This window comes from Rhodococcus sp. 15-725-2-2b (assembly GCF_002259075.1).
Taxonomy (GTDB): Bacteria; Actinomycetota; Actinomycetes; order Mycobacteriales; family Mycobacteriaceae; genus Rhodococcoides.
In genome coordinates, this window is sequence record NZ_NPFL01000019.1 from 26654 (window position 1) to 52538 (window position 25885).

The following is a 25885-nucleotide window of genomic DNA, read 5'->3' on the forward strand; positions in this document are numbered from 1 at the left end:
CGTAAGTCGAAAGGCACCCACATGTGGTCCTGGGACGCATTCTTCTCCATCCTGACGAGCACCCAGCTGCTCGAGGGCGCGTGGGTCACGATCTGGCTCACCGTAGTCAGCATGATCCTCGGACTCGCTCTCGCAGTGGTGGTCGCCTCCGCGCGATCATCCAAGCTCGCACCCCTGCGGATAGTCGCCGGGTTCTACGTGTGGCTGATGCGCGGCACGCCTCTACTGGTGCAGTTGGTGATCATCTATACCGGACTTCCTCAGGTCGGCATCAAATTGGGCGTGATCGAGGCGGCACTCGTGGGCCTGGTTCTCAACGAAGCCGCATACCTGTCGGAAATAGTCCGTTCCGGATTGCTCTCGGTTCCGACCGGACAGACCGAAGCGGCACGAGCCCTCGGCATGTCGCCCACGAAGGTCTTCCGCGTGGTGGTTCTCCCACAGGCGCTGCGGGTGATGATTCCTCCACTCGGCAACAGCTTCAACGGGTTGCTCAAGACCACAACTCTGGTGTCGGTCATCTCCGTACAGGAATTGCTGAGACGGACCCAGTTCCTGGTGCAGGTGAATTTCCGAGTGCTGGAAGGGCTCTGCGCCGCAGCGTTGTACTTCCTGGTGCTGACGACTCTGTGGGGGTTGATTCAGAAGATGATCGAAGTACGGGTAGGGCGTGGATACGACCGCAATTACCGCCGTAAGGGCGGTCCGTCGAGTCCGAAGCTCGACGACAGCGCAATGAAAGCCGAGGCCGTGAACCGATGACCAGTGCGACGTCTACTACCAGGAAGGCCACGACGATGGTCGAGGTCAGGAACATGACCAAGGCCTACAACGATCTCGTCGTCCTCGACGACATCGATTTCACGGTGGACAAAGGGGAAGTGGTCCTGCTGCTCGGGCCGTCGGGAAGTGGAAAGAGCACCTTGCTGCGCACGCTCAACTGTCTCGAGACCATTGAATCCGGGACCGTCCGAGTGTGCGGCGAGATGATGGGCTTCTCGGAAGGGGTCAAGCGAACGCCGCTGTCGGAGGCGCAGATCGCCAAGCAGCGGCACCACACAGGAATGGTGTTCCAGAGCTTCAACCTGTTTCCCATGATGACGGCGCTGGACAACGTCGCATCGGGCCCACGTCATGTCCTCGGCACGCAGAAGGACAAGGCGCGCAGGCAAGCTCAGGAACTACTCGACCTCGTCGGCCTTGCAGACAAGGGAGAGAACTATCCGTCACAACTGTCCGGTGGTCAGCAGCAACGCGTGGCGATCGCACGAGCGTTGGCAATGAAGCCCGAAGTGATGTTGTTCGACGAGCCCACCTCTGCCCTCGATCCCGAGATGGTCAACGAGGTGCTCGACGTCATGCTTCGACTCCGCGACGAGGGTATGACGATGGTGGTGGTGAGCCACGAAATGGGCTTCGCGAAAGCGGCCGCAGACCGAGTCGTTTTCATGAGCGACGGGAAGATCGTGGAGGAAGCACCTCCGCGCGAGTTCTTCGACAATCCAAAAAATGCTCGTACACAACAGTTCTTGAGTCGTATCCTCTGACCGGCCTAAGCGGGGCCAACCATGCGTGCCGTAGGCCGAATGAATGAATGTCGGGCGTCTTCGACTCACACCGTCACGCTGTGAATAGGGTGAGCAGTCGGAGTCCGATTTGTCCGACAGGAGCGTGTCAGCGTGAGTTCACCCATTCTCGTCAAGGGTCAGAACATTTCTCTGCCGGACGACGTGACCGAACTGGATGTCATCGTGTCCTGGGTAGACCCGGAGCGAGATCTCGATGCGTCTGCATTGCTGGTGAATTCGAGCGGGCACGTTCGGTCCGATGCAGACTTCGTCTTCTACAACCAGCCGGAGTCCGCGGACGCGACCGTACGCTACCGCGGGAGCAGTAGCACCGACGAAGGCAAACAGGAACGAGTGTCGATCCATCTCGATTCTCTCGCAGCCGAAGTCGAGAAGGTGGTCATCGCGGGTAGCTCCGACGATGTTCCATTGGGTGACTTCGGGAAACTGTCGATGCAGGTGCGGGATCAAGCAGGTTCGGTGCTCGGGGAGTTCCTCACTGCCGATGCGTCGTCGGAACGAGCATTGGTGTTCGGGGAGGTGTACCGACGGAACGGCGTGTGGAAACTACGCGCGGTCGGTCAGGGCTGGGAATCCGGATTGGGTGGTTTGGCCCAGGACTTCGGCGTCGACGTCGACGACGGCGAGCCCGAAGCTTCGGCGAATGAAGTTGTCGTGGTCGAGGTCGCCGACTCGCACGTGCTGGCCGTCGATACGACCGGTGAGATCGTCGACGTCTCGGTTGTCGATGTCGAACCGCCGAAACGCGGCGTTCGCACCAAGAAGCCCGTTGCCAAGAAGGTCGCGCCGCCTCAGTTCACCCTGGCCGGGGGAGAGGGGTGGCAGACGGCTCGCCTGTTCTCCGTGTCCGGTGTCGGATCCGGTGAGGAGCAGGAGAAGAGGGCCACCTCGGCGCTGATCGCGACGATGCAGGCGGTTCGTCCGTTCGCTCGCGCAATCTGCGCACATGCCGGAGCGCCGTCCGGTCCCTTCGAGGGCTACCTCGAAGTGCAGTTCGTCAAGGGCGAGGGCAAGGTCATCCCCGACGGTGTGTTTCGAGTATCGCGCGCGGGCCAAGTGTGGACAGCGTTGCTGGAAGTGAAAACCGGCACCGGCAAGCTACAGAAAGAGCAGCTCGAGAATTACCTCGATGTCGCAAAACGACATAAATACGAGACCGTTCTGAGTTTGTCCAACGACATTCCGGCCTCCGCCGGTGAGCTCCCGGTCCAGGTGAACAAGACCAAGCTGAACAAGGTCTCCCTGCGGCATATCTCCTGGTCCGAGGTCATTCACGAGGCTCGAATGTTGTTGTCGCACGGCGACCTTGCGGAGCCACTGCAAGCATGGATTCTGAGCGAATTCGTCCGGTATCTGACGCACCCGAAGTCAGGCGCGACGGAGTTCGTCGACATGGGTCGCCACTGGGTTGCAGTTCGCGACTCGGTCACCGCAGGAACGCTTCGCTCCGGCGATGTGAAGGCCTTGTCGGTGGCGAATACATGGGCGTCGCTGTCCAGGCACCTGGCCTTGCGGATGACTGCCGATCTCGGCGTTCCGGTGAAGCATCACCTCCCGAGGAAGTTCAGCGGAGATCCCCAGGCGCGCAACGAGTACATCGTCGAGCAACTCGTTGCCTCCGGTTGTCTCTCGGCCACATTGCGCATTCCTGATGCCGCCGGAGATGTCACTGTCGAAGCGGACCTGCGTACCAACAAGATTCAGTGCAGCACCGCTATCGACGCTCCGACCGACGGGACCGCGCTCCGACGAGCATCATGGCTGCTCAAGCAATTGAAGAACGCTCCTGCCGACATCCTGGTCGAAGCCGTGTTCGCAGACCCAGGCGAAATATCCTGCGAGAACTTGGCGACAGTGCGCTCGGACACCAAATCGTTGACCGCAGGCCGGATCAGCGAACTGCAGTACTTCACGCTGACGTCACCGACCAAGATGGGTAGCAAGCGCTCGGGCTCTGCGGCCAGCTTCATCGGAAGTGTGACCGACGGCCTCGATTCCTTCTACCGCGACGTCGTGCAACCGCTGAAGCCATGGGTCCCGTCGGCCCCGGAATCGTCGTCCACCGACACTGCGGTCGACTGATTGCGCGACTGTACGAGTTGCCCCGACGTCGTCACTGATCCGGGCCCGCAGTGAAATTCAGTCGAGTATCGCCGTCGCCTCGACCTCCACGAGTACGTCCGGTTCGAAGAGGTAGTCGACTCCGATGAGCGAGGCGGGCGGCATGGGAGTCGGAAGTCCTATGTCGACTGCGACCTGTTCGACACCTGTCATGAACTCGCCGATCTTCTCCGGTGCCCAATGGGTGACATAGAAGGTCAATCGCACCACGTCGCTGAATGTCGCACCCGCACCTGCCAATCCGATGGCAGTATTTCTCAGCGCGTGTGCAACCTGACCCGCAAGGTCGCCAGGGGCCACCGGGGCACCGTCGACGCGGCGTGCGATCTGGCCACTGACGTGTACGTGGCGCGTTCCGGTACCTACGGCTACATGGTGGTACGGCACGTGCTGAGTCATGCCTTCCGGGCTGGAATAGATGACGGACATTGGCTTCTCCTCGATGGTTGCGGCTAGGTATATTATTGATACCTGGTGCACGAAAGTAACTTCAAGGAGACGTGGTTTCATGACCGATACCCCGGCCGTGCAGGGCGAACTCACCATCAGCGCGCCCCATCGCGAGTTGCTCGATCAGGTACTCGACAAATGGTCGCTGGCGGTGCTCGACGTACTCTGTGAACAACCCTCCCGCTTCAACGAACTGCGTCGCGCCATACCGAACGTGACACAGAAATCGCTCACCGCGACATTGCGCAAACTCGAACGAAACGGGGTCGTCGAAAGGGTCCTGCTCAGTTCGCGTCCCGTCGCCGTCGAGTACCGAATCACGCGACTGGGGAAGACCCTTCGGATGCCGATCGACGCCATCTTGCAATGGGCTACCGACCACATGCCGGAGATCGAACGAGCTCGCGCGGACTTCGACCTCCTGTGACGACGGTCCGAGTCGGCAACTCGAGATGCAGTGTCACTCGAACTCGAGATGGCCGAAGATTGAAGCTGGCGAATTCTGGGCAAGCGGTAGTCATGACAGAGAATTCCAAGGTCACAGTCGAACGCACCATCGAAGCACCCGTCGACGCGGTATTCGATGTGCTGTCCAATCCCGAGCGGCATCAAGCTCTCGATGGATCCGGGTTCGTCCGGAGCGTGGACCACGCCGACCGCATTCAGAAGGTCGGCGAGAAATTCACGATGAACATGCAGGGCGATCACATGGGCGGCGAGTACCAGACCGACAATGTGGTGAGCGGCTACATCAAAGACAAGCTGCTCGCGTGGAAGACGGCGCCCGCCGGCAACGAGCCTCCCGGCTGGGAATGGCTGTGGGAGCTCGAATCTCAGGGCCCCAACGAGACGCTGGTCCGCCACACCTACGACTGGTCCAAGGTCACGGACAAGAAGTTGCTCCAGCAGATCAAGTTTCCGCTGGTGACCGAAGATCAGTTGAACGACACACTCGCTCGACTGGCAGTCGAAGCGACGTCCTGATCTCGAGCCGCAGGTCTCAGGTCAGCCGAAGAACGCTGTGCTGTCGAGATTTTCGATCGGCATCCAACGTCGAGGAACATCCTCCGCCGTAGTCGCTGCCGAAAGATCGACTCCACGGACGGCCAATGCGGACGTCGGCATCTGATCGACGATCAGACTGATGGCGTACGTAGCGGCCGTTACGTGGAGGCACGGATCGATTCTTCCGGAGCAGGTACAGAACGCTCCGGTGGCGTCGGGGACCGGCGACAACTTTTCCGCTACAAGTTCGGCGTGAACCTCATCGGGGAGGTCACCGCTGCTCGCACCTCCGCGCGTGTGGCGGGCGAGAATGCGCATCACCGACTTTCGTTCCGTCGCCGTGTATCGGGGCAGTGAGAGCACAGCCGTCTCACTCTTCGTGCCCGCGGACACGACGCAGCGAAACTCGCCGATGTTGTTGTGGTCCAGGGACACTGCATCGTTGCGCACCAGGCTTCGTGCCCGCGGGAGCATCGGGTTCGGCCGGGTGACAGCGATGGGCTCGACGCGCCGGATCCACTCTTTCCCCCACGGAGTCGACCCGAATACCGCGGCCCGAGGTGTGGTGGCCATCAGCGCGACACCGTCCTCAGTGACAGCGTCTCGCGCAAAGTCGAATCATCGAGTGCCGCCAGGGCCAACTCGTTGTTGCTCTCGGTCAAACCGGCTATCGCCTTCTTGCGGGTATGGAGTGATGCGATGTGCTCCTCCAGAGTTCCCTCCGTCGTCAGTGCCATGACCGTCACCGGCGACTTCTGTCCGATTCGGTGCACTCGGTCGGTGGCTTGTGCTTCGACCGCGGGGTTCCACCATCGGTCGTAGTGAATCACCGTGTCGGCGCGGGTGAGATTGAGGCCGTACCCCGCCGCGCGCAGACTGAGAACCATGACGGGGGATCGGTTGCCGTTCTGAAACTGCTCGACCATCTCGTCGCGCTTGTCTACGTCGAGTCCGCCGTGGAAGAACGGAATCGGAGCTCCGGTGAGGTTCTCGAGGTGCTCGGCCAGTATTTCCCCGGTTCGGCGGTACTGCGTGAACACGAGCGCAGCTCGCGAGGACTCGGTGAGCTCCTCGACGATGTCGGTGAGCCTGTCGAGTTTGCCGGAGCGATCGGCCAGGCGACTCACATCGCCCTTGACGAGCCCAGGATGGTTGCAGATCAGTTTGAGCTGGGTGAGCAGCGCCAGTACTGCCGTTCCCCGTCCACGGTCGGTGCCGAAACCGGTGTCGAATGCTTCCTCGACGGCCGAGTTGTACAGCAGCGCCTGCTCATTCGAGATCGGACACAGAACGTCGATGTGGTGCTTCGGCGGCAGATCCGTTGCAACCTCGGCCTTGGTCCGGCGGAGGACGACCGGCGCGATCGCGCTCGACAGTTGTGCGAGTGCGGTCGCCGAACCTCCTTGCTCGATGGGTGCCGAGAATCGTCGGGTGAACCGAGCCCGGGTTCCGAGCAGTCCGGGATTGGTGAGATCGATCAGTGCCCAGAGTTCGTCCATTCGGTTTTCGACGGGAGTGCCGGTCAGGGCTATCCGCGTGGTGGACTTTAGCCGACGCGCTGCGCGAGCAATCTTGGTTCGCGAGTTCTTCATCACGTGCGCCTCATCGAAGAACACAGTGCTCCAGGATATTTCGCTCAATCGATCTGTGTCGGTGCGCAGGGTGGGGTACCCGGTGACGGTCACCGAACCCGCGTCGGCGCAGTGCTCGAGGGTGCGGGACGGTCCGCGGTACACGTTGACGACCAATTCGCCGTCGGAGAAGTTCTCGATCTCACGGCGCCAGTTGCTGATCAGCGACGTCGGGCAGGCGACCAGGTAGCTGCCCTCGCCTCGCCGCGCTCCGACGATCATGTGCGAAATCGCCTGGAGCGTCTTGCCCAGCCCCATCTCGTCGGCGAGGATTCCGCCGCCGCCGATCTCCTGAACCGTCGGCACCCAGGACGCACCGTGCAGTTGATAGGGCCTCGGAGTGAAGGTCGACGCACTCTCGGTCAGATCGTCTTGCATGCGCAGGCTGGCGCGGAGCGCGTCAACGGCACCATGTGCAGTCAGCACGCTGGAGCCGCCGGCATTGGGAACAGCGTGCGCAGCAGGCGGAAGTGCATCGACGAGCTCTCGTGGAACCCCGCTCGCGTCGGGATTGTGCTCGACGTGGTTCAGGATCGCCAACCATCCGCGTGCCGACATGCCTTCCGCAGAGCCGGCTGCAGTTCGGAGCTCGCCACCGTTCGCCGCCACGAGGTGCGCGTCCACAGTGCGCACGGCAACGGTGCCGTCCGCGCCGGGAACCGCGAGCTCGACGGGAGTGGACTCATCTCCAAGCGTCGCCCCCGGTGTGCTGCGCCAGACGGCGAAACAATGACGCTGCGGCAGATAGGTGACGTGCGGAGCGGGGTCCATGTCGGCGGTCGAAAGCATGCACCCTCCGGCGGAGTTCACTGCCTCGGCTGGGTCCGAAGCTGCCAACACCGTACGCCGTCCGGTGACATTGTGCCGCATCCGGAAATGGCTTGACTTTTCCCAAAATTACTGTCCTACAGTGCCATCGGATAAGACCCCGCGATGGATCGGATCAGGATTGCTCGCCAGAACACCACCACGTCGTGCGGCCGCCCACCGTTCCGCGGGCCATCGGCGCACCACATCGAGGGCACGCCGCATCCGTTTTTCGGAACGGAATGATCTCCCCGGTGTGTACGCCACCCTTCTTTATCGCTGATCTGATCGCGCGGCGCAGAACAACGCGGAGCTCGTCGAGTTCCTCCGTCGTGAGTGTCTTGGCGCGCCTGGACGGGGATTGCTCGCTCTGCCACAGCACCTCGTCGGCCAGTAGATTGCCGACGCCTGCAATGGCGGACTGATCGAGTAGTCGGGCTTTGAGAGGTGCACCACTGGAACCGATTCGGTGACGGAAGTCGTCGCGGGTGATCTCCGCGGCATCCGGGCCGAGAGCGTCGATATCGGGTTCGAGTCGAACCCGGCCGAGGCGGCGTTTGTCGAAGAGTCGAAGCTGTCCACCGTCGTCGAACGTCATGGAGAAGCGCGTCCACTCGGGCTTGTCGGTCGGGCGCTCACCGACATGAGGGTCGCCACCCCCGTACTGCGACGTGCGTTCACCGTCGGGAGCGGTGACGATGACGCGTCCACCCATCCCCAGGTGGATGCCCAGGGTCGGACCGCCCGAGCCGTCGGCCGTGACGGTTTCGCACCACATGGCCTTGCCTCGTCGACGCGCCTCGGTGAGTTTCCCGCCCTTCAGTGCGCGGGCGATATCGCCTGGCATGTGCGGTCGGCACTCAAAGGAGTCGCTGTCGTCGATGTCGACGATGACGCGATCGAGGGCTTTTTCGACGACCTGTCGGGCGTTTTCCACTTCGGGTAGTTCCGGCATGGATCCGGTGTACCCGATTCGCGGGCGCTATGCGCGGGTGCCGTCATCGGTCTTTCGACTCGTTCGTGTCCACTTCGGGCACCAGCGGTCCCAGTTCGGCGTCGAGGACCTTCTGCACGACGCGCATCGCCGCCAGCGCGGCCGGTGCTCCGCAGTAGCCCGCTGTATGAATCACCGTCTCGGTGATTTCCGTTCTGGTGAGGCCGTTGCGCAGCGCCCCTCGTACGTGGCCTGCGAGTTCCTCGTGGGCGCGCAGCGCGATGAGGATCCCGAGATTGAGCAGGCTGCGGCTGCGGTGGTCGAGGCCGGGCCGCGTCCACACCCCGCCCCACACGGTGTCGGTGACGAAGTCTTGCAGTGCAGCGGAGTCGGTGTTCGCGGCATGGGCAAACGCCTTCGCGACGTACTCGTCTCCCATTACATTTCGGCGGACCTCGAGTCCGTCCTCGAATCGCGGGCCCCTGCTCCGATTCGTGGCTTCGTCGTCGATCATGGTGTTTCCTCTCCCTCGTGCGCGGTGTCGACAGATCATGGCAGGGGGCTGGTGGGGGAATTGCCGGCGGAGGCGAACTCGGCCACGGTCTGTCAGCGCAGAGAGGCCGGCCCACCGCTACGGTCGTCGCGCGAAGGCTGTGTGTCGTCGGAGACACGCTCTGCGCGAGTCGCTTCGAGAAACAGCTCGAGAAACGAAGAATGCGCGCCACGTTCCTGCGCCGTTCTTCCCTCTCGGGGGTCTTTCGATGCCTTCGACATAGCGATTCGCGTTCCTCCCGTGTCAGCGAACAACAATCTCAGATTCTGAATAGTCAAGCAACTGAGACAGTGAGTACAACGCGCGGCACGAAGTGAACGATCGAGGAAAAAGTTGCGATCGAGCAACTCACAACGGTGTGGATCAGTGGCGAGGATGCCCGGAAGCTGCACCGCATCGGCAGCGGGGCTGTTCGGTTCGGTGTGACAGACACCCGGGGTCTGACCGTCGGTAATCCGGAACCGTCGGTTTCCGCCTCGTCAGCGTGCTGGCGATCGACTGTCTGCCGGTAGGCGCGATGAGAACCTTGTTGTCGACACGCGTCGCCGACACAGCCCGAATTTCGGTCACGGCGTCGGTTGTGACGCAGGTCCGTTCGCGATCCAGCTCGCGGCTGTCGGCATCGAGAGCGACCGAGCGTGCATCGCCGGCCGTGCCTTCGAACGGAACGTCACATCCCAGCGGCGGTGGGCGGCTCGATCAGCATTCTCTTGATCACCTTGCCGGTCGCGGTTCGGGGCAGTTCGTCGAGGAACGTGATGTCGCGGGGAACGCAGAAGCGGCTCAACCGATTTCGAATGTAGGCGCGCACCATGTCCGCATCGAGGCCGGCCGATCCGCGGCCGACGACGAATGCGGCCAAACGCTGCCCGTATTCGGGGTCGGGCACACCGACGACCGCGACCTCGCCGACCTGCGGCAGATTGGCGATGGCATCCTCGACGGGGCCCGGAAAGACGTTCTCGCCTCCGGAGATGATCATCTCGTCGTCCCTGCCGCAGACGAACAGCCGTCCGTTGCAGTCGATGTACCCGAGATCGCCGGTGTCCATCAGGGCAGCTCCGCGGGCGGACGCCGTCGACGGCGGCGCGGCGTTGGTGTACCCGTCGAACAGCATGTCGTTGCCGACGAATATTCGGCCGAGGGTTCCCATTGGAACAGCAGTACCGTCCGCGTCGAGTACCGCCACAGTCGTACCAAGGGGAGGGCGTCCGGCGGTCGCCGGCGCAGCGCGAAGGTCTTCGGGAGTCGCGATCGTGGCCCACGAGACCTCGGTGGACCCGTAGAAGTTGTAGAGGACGTCACCGAAGACGTCCATGAAGCGGCTGACGGTCGATCCTGTCAATGCCGATCCACTGCACGCGACGACCCGGAGGCTCGAGGTGTCGTAACGTGAGCGCACCTCGTCGGGCAGGTCGAGTATCCGCTGCAGCATGATCGGAACCGCGATCAACGAGGTACATCTGTGCGCCTCGATCGCCCGCAGGCAGTCCTCCGGATCGAATCGGTCCAGGAGGACCACAGTGGCACGCAGGGGAGTACTGATCTGCAATGCCGCCAGCCCCCAGCTGTGAAACATCGGTGCCGCGATCAACATCCTCTCGTTCATCCGAAGGGGCATGCGAGACAGCATGGCTGCCACGGTTCCGAAGCCCTTCGGCGTGGGACGAACCGCCCCCTTCGGTGAGCCGCTGGTACCGGAGGTCAACACGACAACCGACCCGGGGCGGTCCGGCCTGGTGAACGTGGCGGACGGGGCTGCGACGAAATGCTCGAGGGTGCGTCGACGCGGAACGGCGGTATGGGAAGACAGACTCACCCGAGTCACGTGGTCGGGCAGATAGCGCACCATCGAATCGAACTCGTCGTCGACGAACAGCATTCGGAGCTGGTGGCGGGCGGCGATCGTCTCGATCTGTCGGGCAGCGAGACCGGTGTTGAGAAGCACCACCTCGACTCCGAGCATGCCGCACGCGACGGTGCACTCGATCATCGCCGAGTGGTTTCGAGCCAGAATCCCGACGGTGCTTCCGGGACTGATTCCGGACGCGTCGAGACCCGCTGCGATGCGGTGCGATCGGTGGTGGATCTCCGCGAAAGTACGGGTTCCTCGGTCGTCTATCAAGGCGATCTCGTTCGGCGACTTCGCTGCAGCGGCCGCGAAACCACCGCCGAGGGTGAAACCCCATTTGGCCAGCGAGTTCAGCTGTCGGTACGCGCGGTCGGGACGTGCAGCACGAATGACACCGGTTCCCACCATCGTCTTCATGATCGCCAGCGGTAGCGACCGCGAATCGCCGGTGTTGGTCACGATCGACGTCGAAGTGCCGGAAAGGGAGTTCTCGAGACGGCGAAGACCACCCATCACCCAATCGACCACTGCGCGGTTGTTCTCGGGCTGGGGTGAGTAGGACCCGCCGAGCCCCGCCCTGAAGACGGTGACATCGATCTTGGTCTCACCGGCCGCGCGCGCAGTCAGGGTGAATCTGACGAATCCGCCGGACTCGACATGCTCGATGGTGATGATCGGCCGGTTGCGTCTGTCCACCACCAGGTCGAGGGCGTGCTCGACACCATTGACTCCGCACAGGTAGCCGGCCGTGGACTCACGGAGTGTGCAGTGGTCGAGCCCGGGGAAGTAGCGTGGAAACAACTCGACCGCGCTCAGGACACCGCATACCTGCTCGATGTCGTGCTCGAAGACCATGTTGCAGTCGATGACGTCCGAGACCATGCTCCACCCCCGTGCCTTGCCGAGTCGACGGCAACGCCGACGCAGCACCGACCAGGGGATGGCGGCGCGCACCTGGAACGGGTCATCCGCCTGGATGAAGTCGTCATCGTAAACCCGGTGCACGGTTGTGCGGGCGAAATCGGCCGAAGTCGATCTCGAATCGTTCGACTTCTTCTGTAGAGACCGTCAGAACTGAATGCCGAGCGACCACGCGAACACCGTGTACGCGGCGATGGTGATCAATGAGATGGCAATCAGATTGAGCCAGAAGCCGCCTCGCATCATCTGGCCGATCGTGATGTAGCCACTGGCGTAGGACACCGCGTTCGGTGGAGTCGCCACGGGCAACATGAACGCGCAGGTGGCCGCGAGCGCTACCGGGACGGTCAGAACCAGAATGTCGATGTTCATGCCCATCGCGACGCCACCTGCCACCGGAAGGAACGTCGCGGCCGTCGCGGTGTTGCTGGTGATCTCGGTCAGGAAGATGATCGCGGCCGTGGCGACGACGACCAACATGACCACCGGAATGGTGTCGAGGCCACCTGCGACGCTGCCGATCCAGTCCGTCAGGCCGCTCGACTCGAACTGGGCCGACAGGGCGAGCCCGCCGCCGAACAGCAGCAACACGCCCCAGGGCAGCTTGACAGCGGTCTCCCAGTCGATCAGGCGGACGCCCTTCTTGCTTCCGCTGGGTAGCAGGAACAGCAGCAGTGCTGCTGTCATGGCGATCCCGGTGTCGGAGATCGGGGCATCGTCGAAGATCAGCGGAACGGCCACCCACGACACTGCCGCCAGGGAGAAGACGATCGCGACCCGGATCTCACCCTGCGACATCCTGCCCAGGGCGTCGAGTTCGCCTCTGATCAGCTGCTTGCCGCCGGGTATGTCGTCGATCTCCGGCTTGAACATCACGTGGGTCAACAGGAACCAGGCGATCACGAGCAGGATCACGGCGAGCGGAACACCGGCGATCATCCACTGGAGGAACCCGATGGTGATTCCCTGCCCCTCCAGGTAGCCCACCAGCAGGGTGTTGGGTGGAGTGCCGATGATGGTTCCGAGCGAGCCTATCGACGCGGCATAGGCGATGCCGAGCATCAGAGCGGTCCCGAAGTTGCTCTTGATGACGGCCTGGGTGATGGTGTCGTCGTCGGGGGCGGAGTCAGCACCGGTGCTGGGCACCGCTCCGGACTTCTTGCCGATGTCGAGAACCAGAACCAGCACCGATACACCGATCGGAATCATCATGACGGCGGTGGCCGTGTTGGACACCCACATCGACAGAAAGCCTGTCGCGATCATGAACCCGGCGATCACCATCGTCGGTTTGGTGCCCATCGCGTCGACGGTCAACAGGGCTATGCGTCGGTGCAGGTTCCACCGTTGCATGGCCAACGCCAGGAGGAATCCGCCCATGAACAGGAAGATGATGTTGTTGCCGTAGGAGGCTCCGACATCGTTGACGGCGACATCGGAATCGAAGACCGGAAAGATGACCAGGGGAAGCAGTGCGGTTGCCGGGATGGGCACCGCCTCCGTCATCCACCAGATACCCATCAAGACGGCGGTGCCTGCGGTCAGCCGCGCTGGATGCGCTACGTCATCGGGGAGAATCAGGTACACGAGGATGGCCAACAGGATGCCTGCGCCGAGGCCGACCCATTGACGCTTGCGGCGACCGGGCTGCACTTCGGCTTCTCGTTCTCCGGCCGATCTCTGATCCACCTCGTCGAAGTCGTGGCCTTCGGATGAGCGCCCGGCCTTCTCCTCGTCGCCGACCTGCGTCATGGATCCTCCTCGGTGTGGACGTTTCATCACCCTAACGCGTGAAATGTCCGAAAGGTCCGACTTGGCTGGGGCCGGTGTCGACGCTTACCGCGCGACGTCGGGCTTGTTCATCGTCGGGTCGTTGTCGAGCACCGGATCCCACACGTCGCCGGGAATGTCGCCCGGCAGATGACTGTTGCCGCGTCCGACGAATTTGTCTTCGCGACCCTCGCGCCGCATGGCCTCGAAGTCCGCCAGCGCACCGAAGGCCCATTTACCCAAGGCCGGGCCACCACGAAAGCTGCCATAGGGATTGCGCACCTTGTACATCTGCGCCAGAGTCGCCTCGACGAACGCAGTCGCCATGCCGACCACCGCAACCAGCCACATCCAGAAGATCGCGCCCGGTCCACCGAGAGTGATGGCGATGGCTACGCCGGCGATGTTTCCCGTACCCACCCGAGATGCCAGACCGACGCAGAATGCCTGGAACGCGGAGATTCCGCCCTCGGCTTCGATCGAGATCCGCCGATCGACTCGAACATCGACGGCAGCAACCGGACCTGGACGAACGTGGTGCGGACGGTGAAGTACAGCCCGACGCCGATCAACAGATAGATGTGAAAAACGCTGTAGAGACGGTCTGCCGAGAAATCCACAACTGAACTGACGGTATCCACGGTGCCATCCGTCACTCCTCGGTAGCACCCCAGATATCTCGGTAGGGAATCGGACGCCCCAGAATCCGTTCTGCTGCACGATGTCCCGACTTCAACGCCGCGGTGACCGTTGCCGGATCATCGGTCCACGTTGCTTCACCGGCGAGGTGAAGTACATCGCCGATCGGAGTGGCCAGTTCGTCGTGATCGCGCGTACGTGAACCCACCGTCATGTACGAGTACGAACCGTGGGAGAACGGATCGTCCTGCCAGCGAGTGACATACACGCTGTCCGGCGTAGCGACACGGTCACCGTACAGGCCACGTAGTGCCTCGAGAACCGAGTCCGCGATGCGCTCGTCCGACCAGTGCCGGATCTGCTGAGCGCACGCGCCCGCTGCGAACGTCAGAAGCGTCGGACGCCCCGGCGGCATGGTGACGTCGTACCAGGAGTGCCACCAGCGCCCGGCTTCGCCCTGCTGCCGCACGGCGTAGACGTTCTCGTCCCAGAACTTGGTGGGGAACCGGATGAACACCTTCTCGAAGGCATTCATCTCCAATCGTTCCAGGGCACCCGAAACGGGTTCCGGCAGAGGAGGTTCCACCGTGAACGCCGGAGACTTCAGTACGCCGATCGGCACCGTCACCACAGCGCGCTCGGCCGAGAACCTCCCGGACCCGGTATCGACCAGAACTCCGTCTCGACCCCACCGGACCTGCGTCACAACATGTTCGAGTCGAACATCGAGCCCCTCGGCCAGCCGAACGGCCAATTCGTCGTAACCATCCGGGAACACGACTTCGTCGCCCTCGATGGCGTCGTCGTCCAAACCGTGCGCGTCGAGGAGATCCTTTCCTACCCCCAACTGTTCCTCGGCTCGATGTCCCAGGAACTCACGAACTCGTTCGAGTCGATCGTCGTCCCAATCCAGTTGCGTCAGAGTTGCTTCCACCGCGTCACCGAACGACGTTCCGGGGGGCGAATTCGCGATGGTCGTCGCGAACAGTTCGTCGAAGTGGTGAACGTCGGCACCGAACTGGGCGGCGGCCGCATCGCTCAACCTGGTCCCGGTAGGGGAGTAGTACGCGATGGGCCTGCCGTCCGGCTGGTAGCTACCGACGGTGAATTCGACGGTCCGCATTCCGAAAGCGTGTACTGCATCGGCGAGGGGGTTGTCGTCTGTTCCGTGAATCCAGGACGCTCCGACGTCGAGGGTGCCTTCGTCGGTGCGCAGTGTCCGGACGCGACCGCCTACGCGATCTCTGGCCTCGAGAACGACGACGCGCTGACCGGCGCGATGCAGGAGTGTCGCAGCGACCAAGCCGGAAATACCTGCTCCCACCACGAGGGTATCGACGTGTGTCACCGTCACTCCTGTCTGTCGACGGCCGCGGGGTCAGTTCCCTCGGCCGGAATTGCCGTTGCCGTTGCCACTGTTTCCGTTGCTGTTCCCGTTCGCGTTGCCGTTTCCCGAATTGCCGGGGCTCTTGTTGCCCTTCTCCGAGTTCCCGTTGCCGTTCCCCGAGCTTCCTTTGTCGTCACCCGGCGGTAGCGGAGCCGGCGCAGCGGGCTCGGTCGGAAGCGAATTCGTCGTGGGTCCGGGAGTAGGCTCAGGTGGGTTCGAGAGCACTGGAATCGGGCTCGCAGGTGCGGGCGCGGGCATTGTGGGCGCCGCCGCGGGCGACTGCACAAGCGTCGGCGTCGGCGTCGACGGTGACAGGGGCTCCGGCTCCTCGCCCGTGCCGACTGCGACCCAGAGGATCGCTGCGCCCAGCGAGACGAACAGAGCCGCTGCTCCAGGAACGATCCATCGACGGCGTGGAGGTTCCGCTTCGGTCGACGCTGAAACTGCTGGGGGCGCAACCGTGTTCACAGTTTCCATTGGAATCGCGGCGGTGCGGGGAAGAGATGTCGTGCTTCGCGAGAGCCCACGCAACCGGTGGGCGACCGCAGCTGCGGCCGGTCGATCCTCCGGCCGTCTCGATGTCATCTCCGTCAACAACGCGTGCCAGTCCGATCCGAGCCCCTCGGGAACGGCGGGATCGCGGTGTAGACGCGCCACCGCCGCTGCAACCGCGCTTCCCTCGAATGCCATTGTGCCGGTCAGGCATTCGATGAGAACCAGCCCGAGCGTGTAGATGTCCGTCGGGGGACCTGCAGAGGTACCTGTCGCCTGCTCCGGGCTGAGGTAGTGCGCAGTACCGACTGTGGTGCCGTGCTCGGTGAGTCGTTCGGCGTCGACGATACGAGCGATGCCGAAGTCGGCAAGTTTGGCGCACTGTCCCATCGATACGTCCGGAGCATGCGCAAGGAGGATGTTGGCCGGTTTGATGTCGCGATGCACCACACCCTGACCGTGGATGTAGGCGAGAGCCTCCGCCAGCTCGTATCCGATCCGAGCGACGTGGGCGGTGTCCATCGTTCGGCTCCGGCGATACGCGCTCAGAGTCGGACCGTCGACCAGCTCCATCACCAGGTACGGCACGGGCACCCCGCTCGGATCGAGCGCAGTGCCCGCGTCGTACAGCGTCACCAGACCCGGGTGCGACAGCGACGCGAGAGTCCGTATTTCTGCATCGATGCGTTGGGCGGTGTCGGGGGGCTCGCCGTGGCGGAATATCTTCACCGCTACGGATCGGCCGAGAACGTGGTCGTCGGCGTGCACGACGTCGGCCATTCCGCCGCGCCCCAGGATCGTGCCCAGTCGGTATCGACCCGCGAAGAGGCGGTCGTGAGGGGTATGAGGACGTGAGTCCGCTCCCACCATCGGTCACCGCCGTTCCTCGAGTCCTCGGAGCACCATATAACCAACGAACAGACGCGCAGACCGCAGTCGGGTGTCGACATCAGGGTGCGGTCGGGCATGATGATGCCCCGGGTGGGGACCGATCGATCAGTATCGAGGGAGGGTCCACCCATGCATCGATCCTCGGCGAGTGCGGAGATTTCGCCGATGTCGGTCCGGATCACGTCGGTCTACCAGCCGATCGTGACGCTGGACGGACGCGCCGTCGTGGGGTACGAAGCCTTGGTGCGGACCTGCGGAGGCGGTGCGCCGATTTCGCCGCCGGAACTGTTGGGCGTGGCGCGGGCACAGGGCGTCACTGCCGATTTCGATTGGCGCTGCCGAATCAGCGCGTTGCGCGGTGCCTTCGAGTCCGGCTATCCCGACCAGCTCGCACTGTTCGTCAATGCCGAACCCATCGCCCTCGATGCACCGCCTCCACGGGACTATCTACCGATTCTCGAGGACGCGTCGCGGCTGTCCATCATCGTCGAAATCACCGAGCGAGACCTGATGGGTGATCCGGCCGGTCTGCTGAGGGCGGCCGAACACGCTCGAAACCTGGGGTGGCGAGTCGCCATCGACGATGTGGGGGCGGATTCTTCCAGCCTCGCCCTGATCCCACTGCTGCGTCCCGACGTGATCAAGCTGGACATGGAACTCGTACAGGGGCGCTCGAGCAACGAGACCGCCGCCATCGTTGCCGCTGTCGCCGCCGAGGCCGAGCGCACCGGTGCCCTGGTTCTGGCCGAAGGGATCGAGACCGAGCATCACGAGAGTTGTGCGCTCGCCATGGGTGCCGTGCTGGGGCAGGGATATCTCTACGGGGCACCGGAGGCTCTTCCGGATTTCGGCGAGGTGCAGGGGCCGGTCCGATCGCTCGATCCGACTGGAACGCTGACCGTGCGTGCCCCCGTTGCGGTCACGCCCTACGGGCTCACCCATGCTCTCGGCGCCCGCAGGCACGCGGATTCGACACTGCTCGACGCCATCGAGAACAGCCTGTTGCACAGTGCGTACGGCACCGGTTCCTCGACCGTCGTACTGGCGACCGTCAGTGCGTCCACCGGCCTGACGCCTGCGCGCGAGGCGATCTTCGAGGACCTCGCCGCACGTACTGCGCTGATGGCCGTCTTCGACTCGAATGCCGCGTCGCCGGAATCAGGTTTCCGGAAAGTGTTCGTGGACGCGGACGAACCGTTGGCACTGGAACGTTCGATCGTGATCGTGGCTCCGATGTCGAGCGTGGCGCTCATCGCGGTCGAGCGAGGAGCGGCCGAGGACGGCACCCCGATGTACGACTACCGCCTCACCTACGACCGTCATGTCGTACTGGATGCTGCAACGGTGCTTCTGAGACGGATACCGGCCAGATCTGCGATGTGAGTCCGCGGGCTCCTCGTCAAGATCAAGTAAATTGTTGCCCGAAATTCGGTAAATCACGTCTTCGGCCGTCCCCGTGCTGTTCACTCGAAGCCATGAGCTCTCACCCCCTCGCAACCGATTTATTGGCCGCGGACGGAGGCACGATCAGCTCCATCGAGACGGCGATCAACAATGCCTTCGATCCGATCTCCGCTGCCGTGTCGAATGTCGTCTTCTTCACCGTGAATATCGGTGGAGCCGCTGTTCCATTGATCGTCCTGTGGCTCATCGTCGGAGCCGTCATCTTCACGGTGGCGTTCAAGTTCATCCAGGTCCGCGGAATCAAGAGAGCGTTGATTCTGGTCAGCGGCAAGGAGGACGAGGCAGACGCGCCAGGAGAAGTCAGTCACTTCAGAGCCCTCACCGCCGCGGTGTCCGGAACCGTCGGGCTCGGCAACATCGCCGGTGTCGCCGTCGCAGTGACGCTCGGTGGCCCCGGCGCGACCCTGTGGATGATCCTCGCCGGCTTGCTGGGTATGGCATCGAAGTTCGTCGAGTGCACGCTCGGTGTGAAGTACCGAGACATCAACGAGGACGGCACCGTCTCCGGTGGGCCGATGAAATACCTGACCAAGGGTCTCGCGGAGCGGGGACTCGCCAAGGTCGGCAAGGTCATGGCCGTCTTCTACGCCATCGTCATCACGTTCTTCGCCATCAGCGGCGGCAACATGTTCCAGGCCAATCAGACCTACGCGCAGGTCCGTTCGGTCACCGGTGGTGAGGACGGATTCCTCGGCTCCGACGGAGCAAAAGCCGTATTCGGTATCGTCGTCGCACTGATCATCGGACTGGTCATCATCGGCGGCATGAAATCGATCTCGGCGGTGACCGCCAAGCTCGTACCGACCATGGCGCTGATCTACATCGTGGCGTGCGGCGTCGTCATCGCCGTCAACTTCCGTTCGGTCCCCACGGCATTCACCGCGATCTTCGAAGGTGCGTTCTCACCCGAGGGTGTGGCCGGCGGCGTACTCGGCGTCATGATCATCGGATTCCAGCGCGCCGCGTTCTCGAACGAGGCCGGACTGGGTTCGGCGGCCATCGCGCACTCGGCCGTCAAGACCAGGCATCCGGTCACCGAGGGCTTCGTGGCCATGCTCGAGCCCTTCATCGACACGGTCGTCATCTGTACCGCGACGGCATTGACCATCGTGATCGCCAACACCGTCACCTGGCAGGACCAGCGGGCGATCGTCGCCGAGACAGGTGAGCTTCCCGCCGGAGGCGTCACCCTCACTTCCGACGCTTTCGAGACGGTGCTGCCGTGGTTCCCGTACGTGCTGACTGTCGCGGTGGCACTGTTCGCTCTGTCCACCGCAATCACCTGGGCCTACTACGGACTGCAGGCATGGACGTCGTTGTTCGGACGGAGCCGCTTCTCGCGCACCTTCTTCAACGTGATGTTCTGCATGTTCACCGTCATCGGAACCGTGTTGTCCCTCGGTTCCGTGCTCGATTTCGCCGATGCGACGCTGTTCCTGCTGGCGCTGGTCAACATCACGGGCCTGTACCTGCTCTTGCCGGTGGTCAAGCGCGAACTCTCCGATTACCTGGCGATGCGCCGAGGCGAGCCGGACAAGGTCGACGCCGGGGTGTGACAGATCGGACGAACCGACATCGACGAGACCGGGCGGGATCGGTCTCGTCGATGTCCGTTGTCGGGTATCTCTTGGACCGATGTTTCGCAGTATTCGACAGTGGTGGTAACCGGGGGCCGAATGACGAAAGTCGATTTCAAGAAAACGTTCGACGCATACTCTGCGCAGCACAACATCTTTCGTACCCTTGTCGTTCCGCCAATGACCTACCTGATGATCGACGGACACGGCGATCCGAACACCGCTCCGCAGTACACCGAAGCAATCGGGGCGCTCTACCCCGTGGCCTATGCACTGAAGTTCGCCAGCAAGAACACCCTCGACCGCGACTATGTCGTCCCGCCGCTCGAGGCTCTGTGGTGGGCCGAGAACATGGCCTCGTTCACGACCGCCCGCAACAAGGCCGAGTGGAATTGGACGGCCATGATCATGGTGCCCGACTGGATCGACCGTCGGATGTTCGACGTGGCGAAGGCGTCCGCGGAAGCGAAGAGCACCTCGGATGCGTCGAGCAGAATTCGACTGGAGACTCTCGACGAGGGGCTGTGCGTGCAGACGCTGCATGTCGGGTCCTACGACGACGAGACGCCGGTACTCGACGAACTCCATCACCGATACATTCCCAGTTCTGGAATGACGATGACCGGCAAACATCACGAGATCTATCTCAGCGATCCGCGCAGGATGGAGCCGACGAAGCTGCGCACCATCCTCCGCCAGCCGGTGGCGCGTTCGGCGGAGTCGGCGTCGCTCTGACACGATGACCGGCATGACCAATGCGGTGCGTCCGGCATCGTTCACCGCCGGGACTCTGACTCTCCTGGGTGCGCTCTACTTCGCACAGGGACTGCCGTTCGGATTCTTCACCCAGGCCCTACCTGTCGTCCTCCGGGAGTCGGGCTTCTCCTTGGTGAAGATCAGCGCGACCGGTGTGCTGTTTCTCCCGTGGGCGCTGAAATTTCTCTGGGCTCCGTACGTCGATCGGTACGGATCGAGGCGACGGTGGCTGTTGTCGCTGCAGTGTTCGGCCGCGGCGGTGGCACTGGCGTTGTCGTTCCTCGATCTGTCCTCGACACTGCGTTGGCTGTTCGTCGGAATCTTCGTCATGAATGCTCTCTCGGCGACGCAGGACATCGCGACCGACGGTATCGCGGTGCGTACGCTCAGCGCGGCGCAGCGCGGGTTGGGCAACGGTCTGCAGGTCGGTGCCTACCGCATCGGGATGGTGTGCGGCGGCGGACTGCTGTTGTGGCTGTTCACCTTTGCCGGATGGCGGGTGCTGTTCGTCGCGATGGCACTGCTCATCGTGCTGACGACTGTTCCGGTGTGGTGGATGCGGACGCAACTGGATGCTGCAGACGCCGAATCCGACCGAGCGGCCGAGCCGGAAACGCCGGTGCGGCTGGCGGTTGCCTGGTGGCCCCGACTGCGTAGGCCCGGCATGGTTGCGTTCATCCTGCTTATCATCGGCTTCAAGTTCGGTAACTCGATGGGCTCGGCCCTCGTGGGTCCGTTCCTGTCGGACAGTGGACTGTCATTGCCCCAGATAGCGCTGGTCGAGGGCGGTCTGTCGTCGGTGGCTGCGCTCGGGGGAGCCGCACTGGGGGCATGGTTGTCATTTCGACACGGACGGCGTCGGGCGCTGCTGGTCGGCGGGGTGAGTCAAACGCTCAGCCTTGCCCTGTATGTCGTCGCCTCCCTGGGAGTCGGCGGCTTCCCACTTCTGGTCACCGCCAACATCACCGAACACGTCCTCGGTGGTGCGGCCACGGTGGCGGTGTTCGCCCTGATGATGGACGCGTCCGAGAAGCGTTTCGCGGGAAGCGATTACACGCTGATGGCGTGCGCAATCGTCTTCGCGCAGGGCGCAGCCGGGATCGCAGCCGGTGTGGTCGGCGACCTGTTCGGCTACACGGCGATGTTCGGCTCCGCGCTCGTCCTGTCCGGTATCGGCTGTGCATTGTTGTTGACGGCACTCGATCGAGGCTGGGGGCCCGACGGTCTCCGACAGGTGGTCCCGCCGAAGAACCTCGTCCGGTAGCGGCGGAAGCCGTACTCAGCTCTCGCTGGGGGATCCGGCGATGTTGACCATCCACTGCACACCGAACTTGTCGGTCAACATACCGAAGGTGTCGCCCCACGGGGCCTTGTCGAGACCCATCGTGAACTGCGCGTCGATGGCCAACGCGTTCCAGTAGCTCGTCAGTTCGTCCTCCTCGTCGCCGCTGAGCGAGACGCTCATGGTGTTCCCGGGCGTGTGCTCCATCGACGACGGCGTGTCGGCTCCCATCAGAGTGAACCCGTTCGGGGTGGTCAACTGGCCGTGCATGATCTTGTCCCGGTCAGCGGGATTCTCGCTGGCGTTGGCCTCGCCGAGCGTGGTGACGGTCAGCTCGCCACCGAAGACCGACCGATAGAACTCCATCGCCTCGCGCGCGTTGTCTCGGAACGACAGATAGGGGTTGAGAATGGACATGATCGAAGTCTCCTTCTTCTGATGAACGAGCGGGCTGAACTACGACGGGATCCGTCGAATCAGTAGACCCGCACCGCGGGGGAAAGTCACCGCAGAAGATCAGATGGATGCGTCGGTGTCGGCAACAATGGCGCGCAGTGCGGCCACGTGACGTCGATAGGCCGTTCTACCGTCCTTGGTCAACGACAACCACAGTCGCCGCGAGTCCGTCCGTGATCGCTGCTGCTCGACGTATCCCGCATCGACCAGAGCAGCGACCTGTTTGCTCAGCGCCGATGCGCTCAACCCGCTGTGTTCCTTGACGATCGCCAGTTCCACCGTTGTCGCAGCGGCCAGAAGGGCACAGATTCGGAGCCGGTGGGCCGGGTGAATGATCGGATCGAGATCGCTCATCGACGCGTACTGCGGTAGTGCAGAATCGATCCGATCGAGTAGATCGACGCGGCTGCTGCCGCCAGCAGAAAAACCGGCCAGGCCGGTCCGCTGGGATCACCGACAGCCTGCGCCAGCGCGACGGAGAAACCCGACAGCGCGACACAGGTGAGGAAGCCGCGGTCGGTGGGTAGGGCCCACGGCGTCCCCATCCGATATCCGGTGACGACGTTGACCGCGATGATCACCGCGGCGACACCCAGGAACGCGACCCGGCTGTCGAGAAGGGCGGTCAGTGCGAACATCGCGAGCAGCGCGGCGTTGACCGGATACAGCCATACCGGCCACGGAGTGTCTCGTACTGCGCGCTGAACTCGATCGATGTCGTCGAGAGCCGTTCGGGCTTCGGCAGGTGTGGGTTCTCCGATGCTTTCCATAGTGGAAACTGTATTGGATAGTTTCCACTATGGCAACCATCAGGCGGATGTCAGGTGTCGGACGGCCTCGCCACTTCCGATTCCCATCGGGCCCGTCGCTCGTCGTCCGACTGCTCCCACCACGGGGTTCCTCGCTCGCCGAGGGCGACTTTGGTGGCCTGCACGCCTGCGCGAGATTCCGGTGCACCCGACGTGCGTTTGACCTCCCTGCGCCACGCCATCAGAATCGACCGCAATTCGGCATTGCGATCTTCCGGGATATCAGGATCCGTTGCGCGCCAACGGCGACCCTTGATCACGATGTAGTGACCGTCCTCGGTGTGTTCCGGTTCTTCGGCCATGGGTCCAGACTGCCATGCGTCAGCTGCTCAGATACTGCGGTACTGGACTTGCGTCGAGACCGAGCGCCACGGCGGCGCGAGCGGTGACCGGTCCGACCAGATTGCCTGTGCCGTTGTAGCCACCGAATGCGATCACGGTGTCGTCGACCCATGTGCACAGCGGCCGACCGTCGGTGGTGAATCCGACGGACGCGGCCCACCGTGCATCGACCGAGACAGGTTCTCCTGCAAACGATGCCGCGACCGACTCGATGTAGTGCTGAACCTGAGCGGTCGGTTCGCCGGACGGTGTCCACTCGTGCTCGGCGAAGAGGTCACGACCGCCCCCGACATACAGCCGTCCAGACGCGTCCTGTTGCGCGTAGTCGTACCCCCATCGTCCGTACACGGGGCACGGCAGTCGCCCCGGGGTGACGGGCGAGGTCGCGAGCATCTGCAGACGGGCGGTCCGAACCCGTCCGTCGAGCTGGGGGAGTACCTGTTCGAGTCGACCGTCGACGGCTACGAGAACCAGGCCGCATCGAACCACTCCATTCGGCGTCGTGACCGCGCCCGGCTCGATGGCGATTGCGGGCGTGTATTCGTACAGTCGAGCGCGTCCCGCGAGAATCGATGCCAGCCCGAGCGCGCGACGCGCAGGATTCATCACCGCATCGTCCGGTAGGAAGATGCCGTTTCCCAACGCGCCGGAATAGTGCTCGACGGCAACGTCGTTCTCGCGCAAGCACTGTGCCAGCGCGTCGCAGTCCTCCGCATCGGCGAGTTCGCTCGGAGAACCGGGGACTCCCGCGAGCCTGATCGATCCGGTGCGTCGGACGACGTCGGGTCCGAGAAGCCCTTCCAGATTGTCGATCTCCGCCAGAGTCGCTCGATACAGATCCACCGCGCACGGACCCCATGTCGCGAGTGCTGTGTGCAGAAAGGTCGCAGGACCACCGAGCAGGAAGCCGCCGTTCCGGCCCGCAGCGCCGGCTGCGACTCGCCCTGCGTCGATTCCGACCACATCGACACCGCGGTCGAGGAGGTCTGCGACGGCGGCCAGACCCGAGCCTCCCAGGCCGACGACGCAGACGTCGGCGGTGCGGTCATGGTCGAGTGCGGGCAGTCCCGACCAGCCGGACACGATCGGATCGTCGTCCCACGCCGGGCGGGACATGTCGCTGGCGATCATCGGTCGATGGTATCGACGGATTCGGCGCGAGGATGGTTTACGATTCCGGCACCCACCCCAGCACCGGTAAGGACCGTCCATGCGCACTGTGATCGTGACCGCGTTCGTGTCGCTCGACGGCGTGATGGAGGGGCCGGGCGGCGAGGTGGGCTATCGCAACTCCGGGTGGACGTTTCAGGGCATCGACTTCGATCCGCCAGCGTACGAGATCAAAGGACGTGAGCAGGAAGAAGCCACTGCGCTGCTGTTGGGCCGCACCTCCTACGAAGCATTTGCGCCGATCTGGCCCACCATGGACGATTTCGCGGGGTACAACGCCATGCCGAGGTATGTGGTGTCGACGACGCTCGAGCAGGACGACTCACGATGGCCTGCAACCGTTCTGCGCAGTATCGACGACGTTGCCGAGCTCAGGAACTCCGAGGGTGGGCCGATCTCGATACACGGCAGCGCCACCCTCGGCCGAAGTCTCGCCGACGCCGGGCTGGTCGATCGGTACCACCTGCTCGTCTTTCCACTCCTGCTCGGTGCGGGAAAGCGACTGTTCAGCGCGGCCGACAAGGACACCACGCATCTCGAACTGATCGAACACGAGGTCTACGGCAACGGAATTCAGAAGCAGGTGTTCGACGTACGTCGATGACCCGGCGGGGCGAGTGTTCAGATGTCGTCGCTTCGGATGGTGCGCCGCCGAACGGAGACGAGTTGCAGCTCGGGCCGCGAGGCCGCGACGCGCTCGATTCGGTCGAGAACATCGGCGACGTGGTCGCGATCGCCTGCTACGACGGACGCGCCTATACCTGCTCGCCTGTGCAACTCGCGATGATCGGTTTCCGCCGCCGATACCGCGAACTTGCGTTGCATTTCGGAGATCACCGGCCGGATCACGGAGCGCTTCTCTTTGAGTGAGTGAACATCTCCGAGAAGGAAGTCGAATTCTATCCATCCAATCCACATAGGCGTGCCAGTCTAACGCCGGGGTGGGCGAGCGGCCCCCGACTCGGCCCGGCAATACCGTGGATGCAC

General features: G+C 63.2%; 27 protein-coding genes. 10 read left to right on the forward strand and 17 right to left on the reverse strand.

What is annotated here, in order from left to right; genetic code table 11:
- Window positions 1-21 precede the first annotated feature (21 nt).
- The 3 genes from CH306_RS20920 to CH306_RS20930 all read left to right on the forward strand — a co-directional run bounded on the left by CH306_RS20920 (window position 22) and on the right by CH306_RS20930 (window position 3671).
- Entirely contained in the window at window positions 22-762 is a 741-nt protein-coding gene (locus tag CH306_RS20920) for an amino acid ABC transporter permease (protein ID WP_094629410.1), read from the forward strand.
- Entirely contained in the window at window positions 759-1547 is a 789-nt protein-coding gene (locus CH306_RS20925) for an amino acid ABC transporter ATP-binding protein (RefSeq protein WP_303396066.1), read from the forward strand. The genes CH306_RS20920 and CH306_RS20925 overlap by 4 nt, the downstream gene beginning before the upstream one ends.
- A 132-nt stretch (window positions 1548-1679) precedes the next feature.
- On the forward strand, window positions 1680-3671 hold the full coding sequence (locus CH306_RS20930) for a TerD family protein (RefSeq protein ID WP_094647856.1): 1992 nt from the start codon (window positions 1680-1682) through the stop codon (window positions 3669-3671).
- Between the two features lie 57 nt (window positions 3672-3728).
- Here the strand turns inward: CH306_RS20930 and CH306_RS20935 are convergent, their stop codons facing one another.
- On the reverse strand, window positions 3729-4139 hold the full coding sequence (locus tag CH306_RS20935; protein ID WP_094629412.1) for a RidA family protein: 411 nt from the start codon (window positions 4137-4139) through the stop codon (window positions 3729-3731).
- 79 nt (window positions 4140-4218) lie between these two features.
- Between CH306_RS20935 and CH306_RS20940 the strand changes: the two genes are divergently transcribed.
- Both CH306_RS20940 and CH306_RS20945 read left to right on the forward strand, forming a co-directional pair.
- The gene (locus CH306_RS20940; protein ID WP_094629413.1) at window positions 4219-4587 is read left to right on the forward strand and encodes a winged helix-turn-helix transcriptional regulator; all 369 of its coding nucleotides are present in this window, start codon (window positions 4219-4221) and stop codon (window positions 4585-4587) included.
- Window positions 4588-4679: 92 nt separating this feature from the next.
- Window positions 4680-5144, forward strand: a complete 465-nt coding sequence (locus CH306_RS20945; protein ID WP_032398164.1) for an SRPBCC family protein — start codon at window positions 4680-4682, stop codon at window positions 5142-5144.
- A gap of 21 nt (window positions 5145-5165) precedes the next feature.
- On the opposite strand, the gene CH306_RS20950 is transcribed toward CH306_RS20945, so the two are convergent.
- From CH306_RS20950 to CH306_RS20990, 10 genes are all read right to left on the reverse strand, one after another.
- The gene (locus tag CH306_RS20950; protein WP_143545351.1) at window positions 5166-5738 is read right to left on the reverse strand and encodes a hypothetical protein; all 573 of its coding nucleotides are present in this window, start codon (window positions 5736-5738) and stop codon (window positions 5166-5168) included.
- Entirely contained in the window at window positions 5738-7585 is a 1848-nt protein-coding gene (locus CH306_RS20955; RefSeq protein WP_256981225.1) for a DEAD/DEAH box helicase, read from the reverse strand. The genes CH306_RS20950 and CH306_RS20955 overlap by 1 nt, the downstream gene beginning before the upstream one ends.
- Window positions 7586-7739: 154 nt before the next feature.
- Window positions 7740-8558: an Fpg/Nei family DNA glycosylase gene (locus CH306_RS20960; RefSeq protein ID WP_094647858.1), complete on the reverse strand. Its 819-nt coding sequence runs from the start codon at window positions 8556-8558 to the stop codon at window positions 7740-7742.
- Between the two features lie 43 nt (window positions 8559-8601).
- Window positions 8602-9051: a carboxymuconolactone decarboxylase family protein gene (locus CH306_RS20965; RefSeq protein WP_094647859.1), complete on the reverse strand. Its 450-nt coding sequence runs from the start codon at window positions 9049-9051 to the stop codon at window positions 8602-8604.
- Between the two features lie 709 nt (window positions 9052-9760).
- A complete protein-coding gene (locus tag CH306_RS20970) occupies window positions 9761-11824 on the reverse strand; it encodes an AMP-binding protein (RefSeq protein WP_032398500.1) in 2064 nt (687 codons plus the stop codon).
- Window positions 11825-12010: 186 nt separating this feature from the next.
- Window positions 12011-13615, reverse strand: coding sequence for an SLC13 family permease (locus tag CH306_RS20975; protein WP_094647860.1), 1605 nt, complete (start codon window positions 13613-13615; stop codon window positions 12011-12013).
- Window positions 13616-13699: 84 nt separating this feature from the next.
- Window positions 13700-14053, reverse strand: coding sequence for an alanine:cation symporter family protein (locus tag CH306_RS29855; protein WP_373453985.1), 354 nt, complete (start codon window positions 14051-14053; stop codon window positions 13700-13702).
- Window positions 14026-14274, reverse strand: coding sequence for a hypothetical protein (locus CH306_RS29860; RefSeq protein ID WP_373453986.1), 249 nt, complete (start codon window positions 14272-14274; stop codon window positions 14026-14028). Before CH306_RS29860 ends, CH306_RS29855 begins: the two co-directional genes overlap by 28 nt.
- A gap of 11 nt (window positions 14275-14285) precedes the next feature.
- A complete protein-coding gene (locus tag CH306_RS20985; protein ID WP_094629418.1) occupies window positions 14286-15620 on the reverse strand; it encodes a flavin monoamine oxidase family protein in 1335 nt (444 codons plus the stop codon).
- Between the two features lie 30 nt (window positions 15621-15650).
- A complete protein-coding gene (locus tag CH306_RS20990) occupies window positions 15651-17021 on the reverse strand; it encodes a serine/threonine-protein kinase (RefSeq protein WP_094647861.1) in 1371 nt (456 codons plus the stop codon).
- Between the two features lie 150 nt (window positions 17022-17171).
- Here CH306_RS20990 and CH306_RS20995 point away from each other — a divergent pair, with 150 nt between their 5' ends.
- From CH306_RS20995 to CH306_RS21010, 4 genes are all read left to right on the forward strand, one after another.
- Window positions 17172-18425: an EAL domain-containing protein gene (locus tag CH306_RS20995; RefSeq protein WP_052683715.1), complete on the forward strand. Its 1254-nt coding sequence runs from the start codon at window positions 17172-17174 to the stop codon at window positions 18423-18425.
- Window positions 18426-18517: 92 nt separating this feature from the next.
- Window positions 18518-20062 carry an alanine/glycine:cation symporter family protein gene (locus tag CH306_RS21000; RefSeq protein ID WP_094647862.1) on the forward strand — a complete coding sequence of 515 codons (1545 nt, stop codon included), beginning with the start codon at window positions 18518-18520 and terminating at the stop codon, window positions 20060-20062.
- 120 nt (window positions 20063-20182) lie between these two features.
- A complete protein-coding gene (locus CH306_RS21005) occupies window positions 20183-20818 on the forward strand; it encodes a GyrI-like domain-containing protein (RefSeq protein WP_094647863.1) in 636 nt (211 codons plus the stop codon).
- Window positions 20819-20831: 13 nt separating this feature from the next.
- Window positions 20832-22103: an MFS transporter gene (locus CH306_RS21010; RefSeq protein ID WP_094647993.1), complete on the forward strand. Its 1272-nt coding sequence runs from the start codon at window positions 20832-20834 to the stop codon at window positions 22101-22103.
- A gap of 15 nt (window positions 22104-22118) precedes the next feature.
- On the opposite strand, the gene CH306_RS21015 is transcribed toward CH306_RS21010, so the two are convergent.
- From CH306_RS21015 to CH306_RS21035, 5 genes are all read right to left on the reverse strand, one after another.
- Window positions 22119-22541 carry a VOC family protein gene (locus CH306_RS21015; protein WP_094647864.1) on the reverse strand — a complete coding sequence of 141 codons (423 nt, stop codon included), beginning with the start codon at window positions 22539-22541 and terminating at the stop codon, window positions 22119-22121.
- Window positions 22542-22637: 96 nt separating this feature from the next.
- Window positions 22638-22931, reverse strand: coding sequence for a transcriptional regulator (locus CH306_RS21020; protein WP_094629422.1), 294 nt, complete (start codon window positions 22929-22931; stop codon window positions 22638-22640).
- On the reverse strand, window positions 22928-23347 hold the full coding sequence (locus tag CH306_RS21025; RefSeq protein ID WP_094629423.1) for a hypothetical protein: 420 nt from the start codon (window positions 23345-23347) through the stop codon (window positions 22928-22930). Before CH306_RS21025 ends, CH306_RS21020 begins: the two co-directional genes overlap by 4 nt.
- A 50-nt stretch (window positions 23348-23397) precedes the next feature.
- Window positions 23398-23688 (reverse strand): hypothetical protein, encoded by a 291-nt coding sequence (locus tag CH306_RS21030; RefSeq protein ID WP_032398153.1) that lies wholly within the window; start codon window positions 23686-23688, stop codon window positions 23398-23400.
- Between the two features lie 19 nt (window positions 23689-23707).
- Complete coding sequence (locus CH306_RS21035) at window positions 23708-24859, reverse strand: NAD(P)/FAD-dependent oxidoreductase (protein ID WP_094647865.1); 1152 nt, start codon at window positions 24857-24859, stop codon at window positions 23708-23710.
- Between the two features lie 79 nt (window positions 24860-24938).
- Between CH306_RS21035 and CH306_RS21040 the strand changes: the two genes are divergently transcribed.
- Complete coding sequence (locus CH306_RS21040) at window positions 24939-25502, forward strand: dihydrofolate reductase family protein (RefSeq protein WP_094647866.1); 564 nt, start codon at window positions 24939-24941, stop codon at window positions 25500-25502.
- Between the two features lie 17 nt (window positions 25503-25519).
- Here CH306_RS21040 and CH306_RS21045 read toward each other — a convergent pair whose 3' ends face one another.
- Complete coding sequence (locus CH306_RS21045; RefSeq protein WP_094647867.1) at window positions 25520-25816, reverse strand: DUF503 domain-containing protein; 297 nt, start codon at window positions 25814-25816, stop codon at window positions 25520-25522.
- Between the last annotated feature and the right edge of the window lie 69 nt (window positions 25817-25885).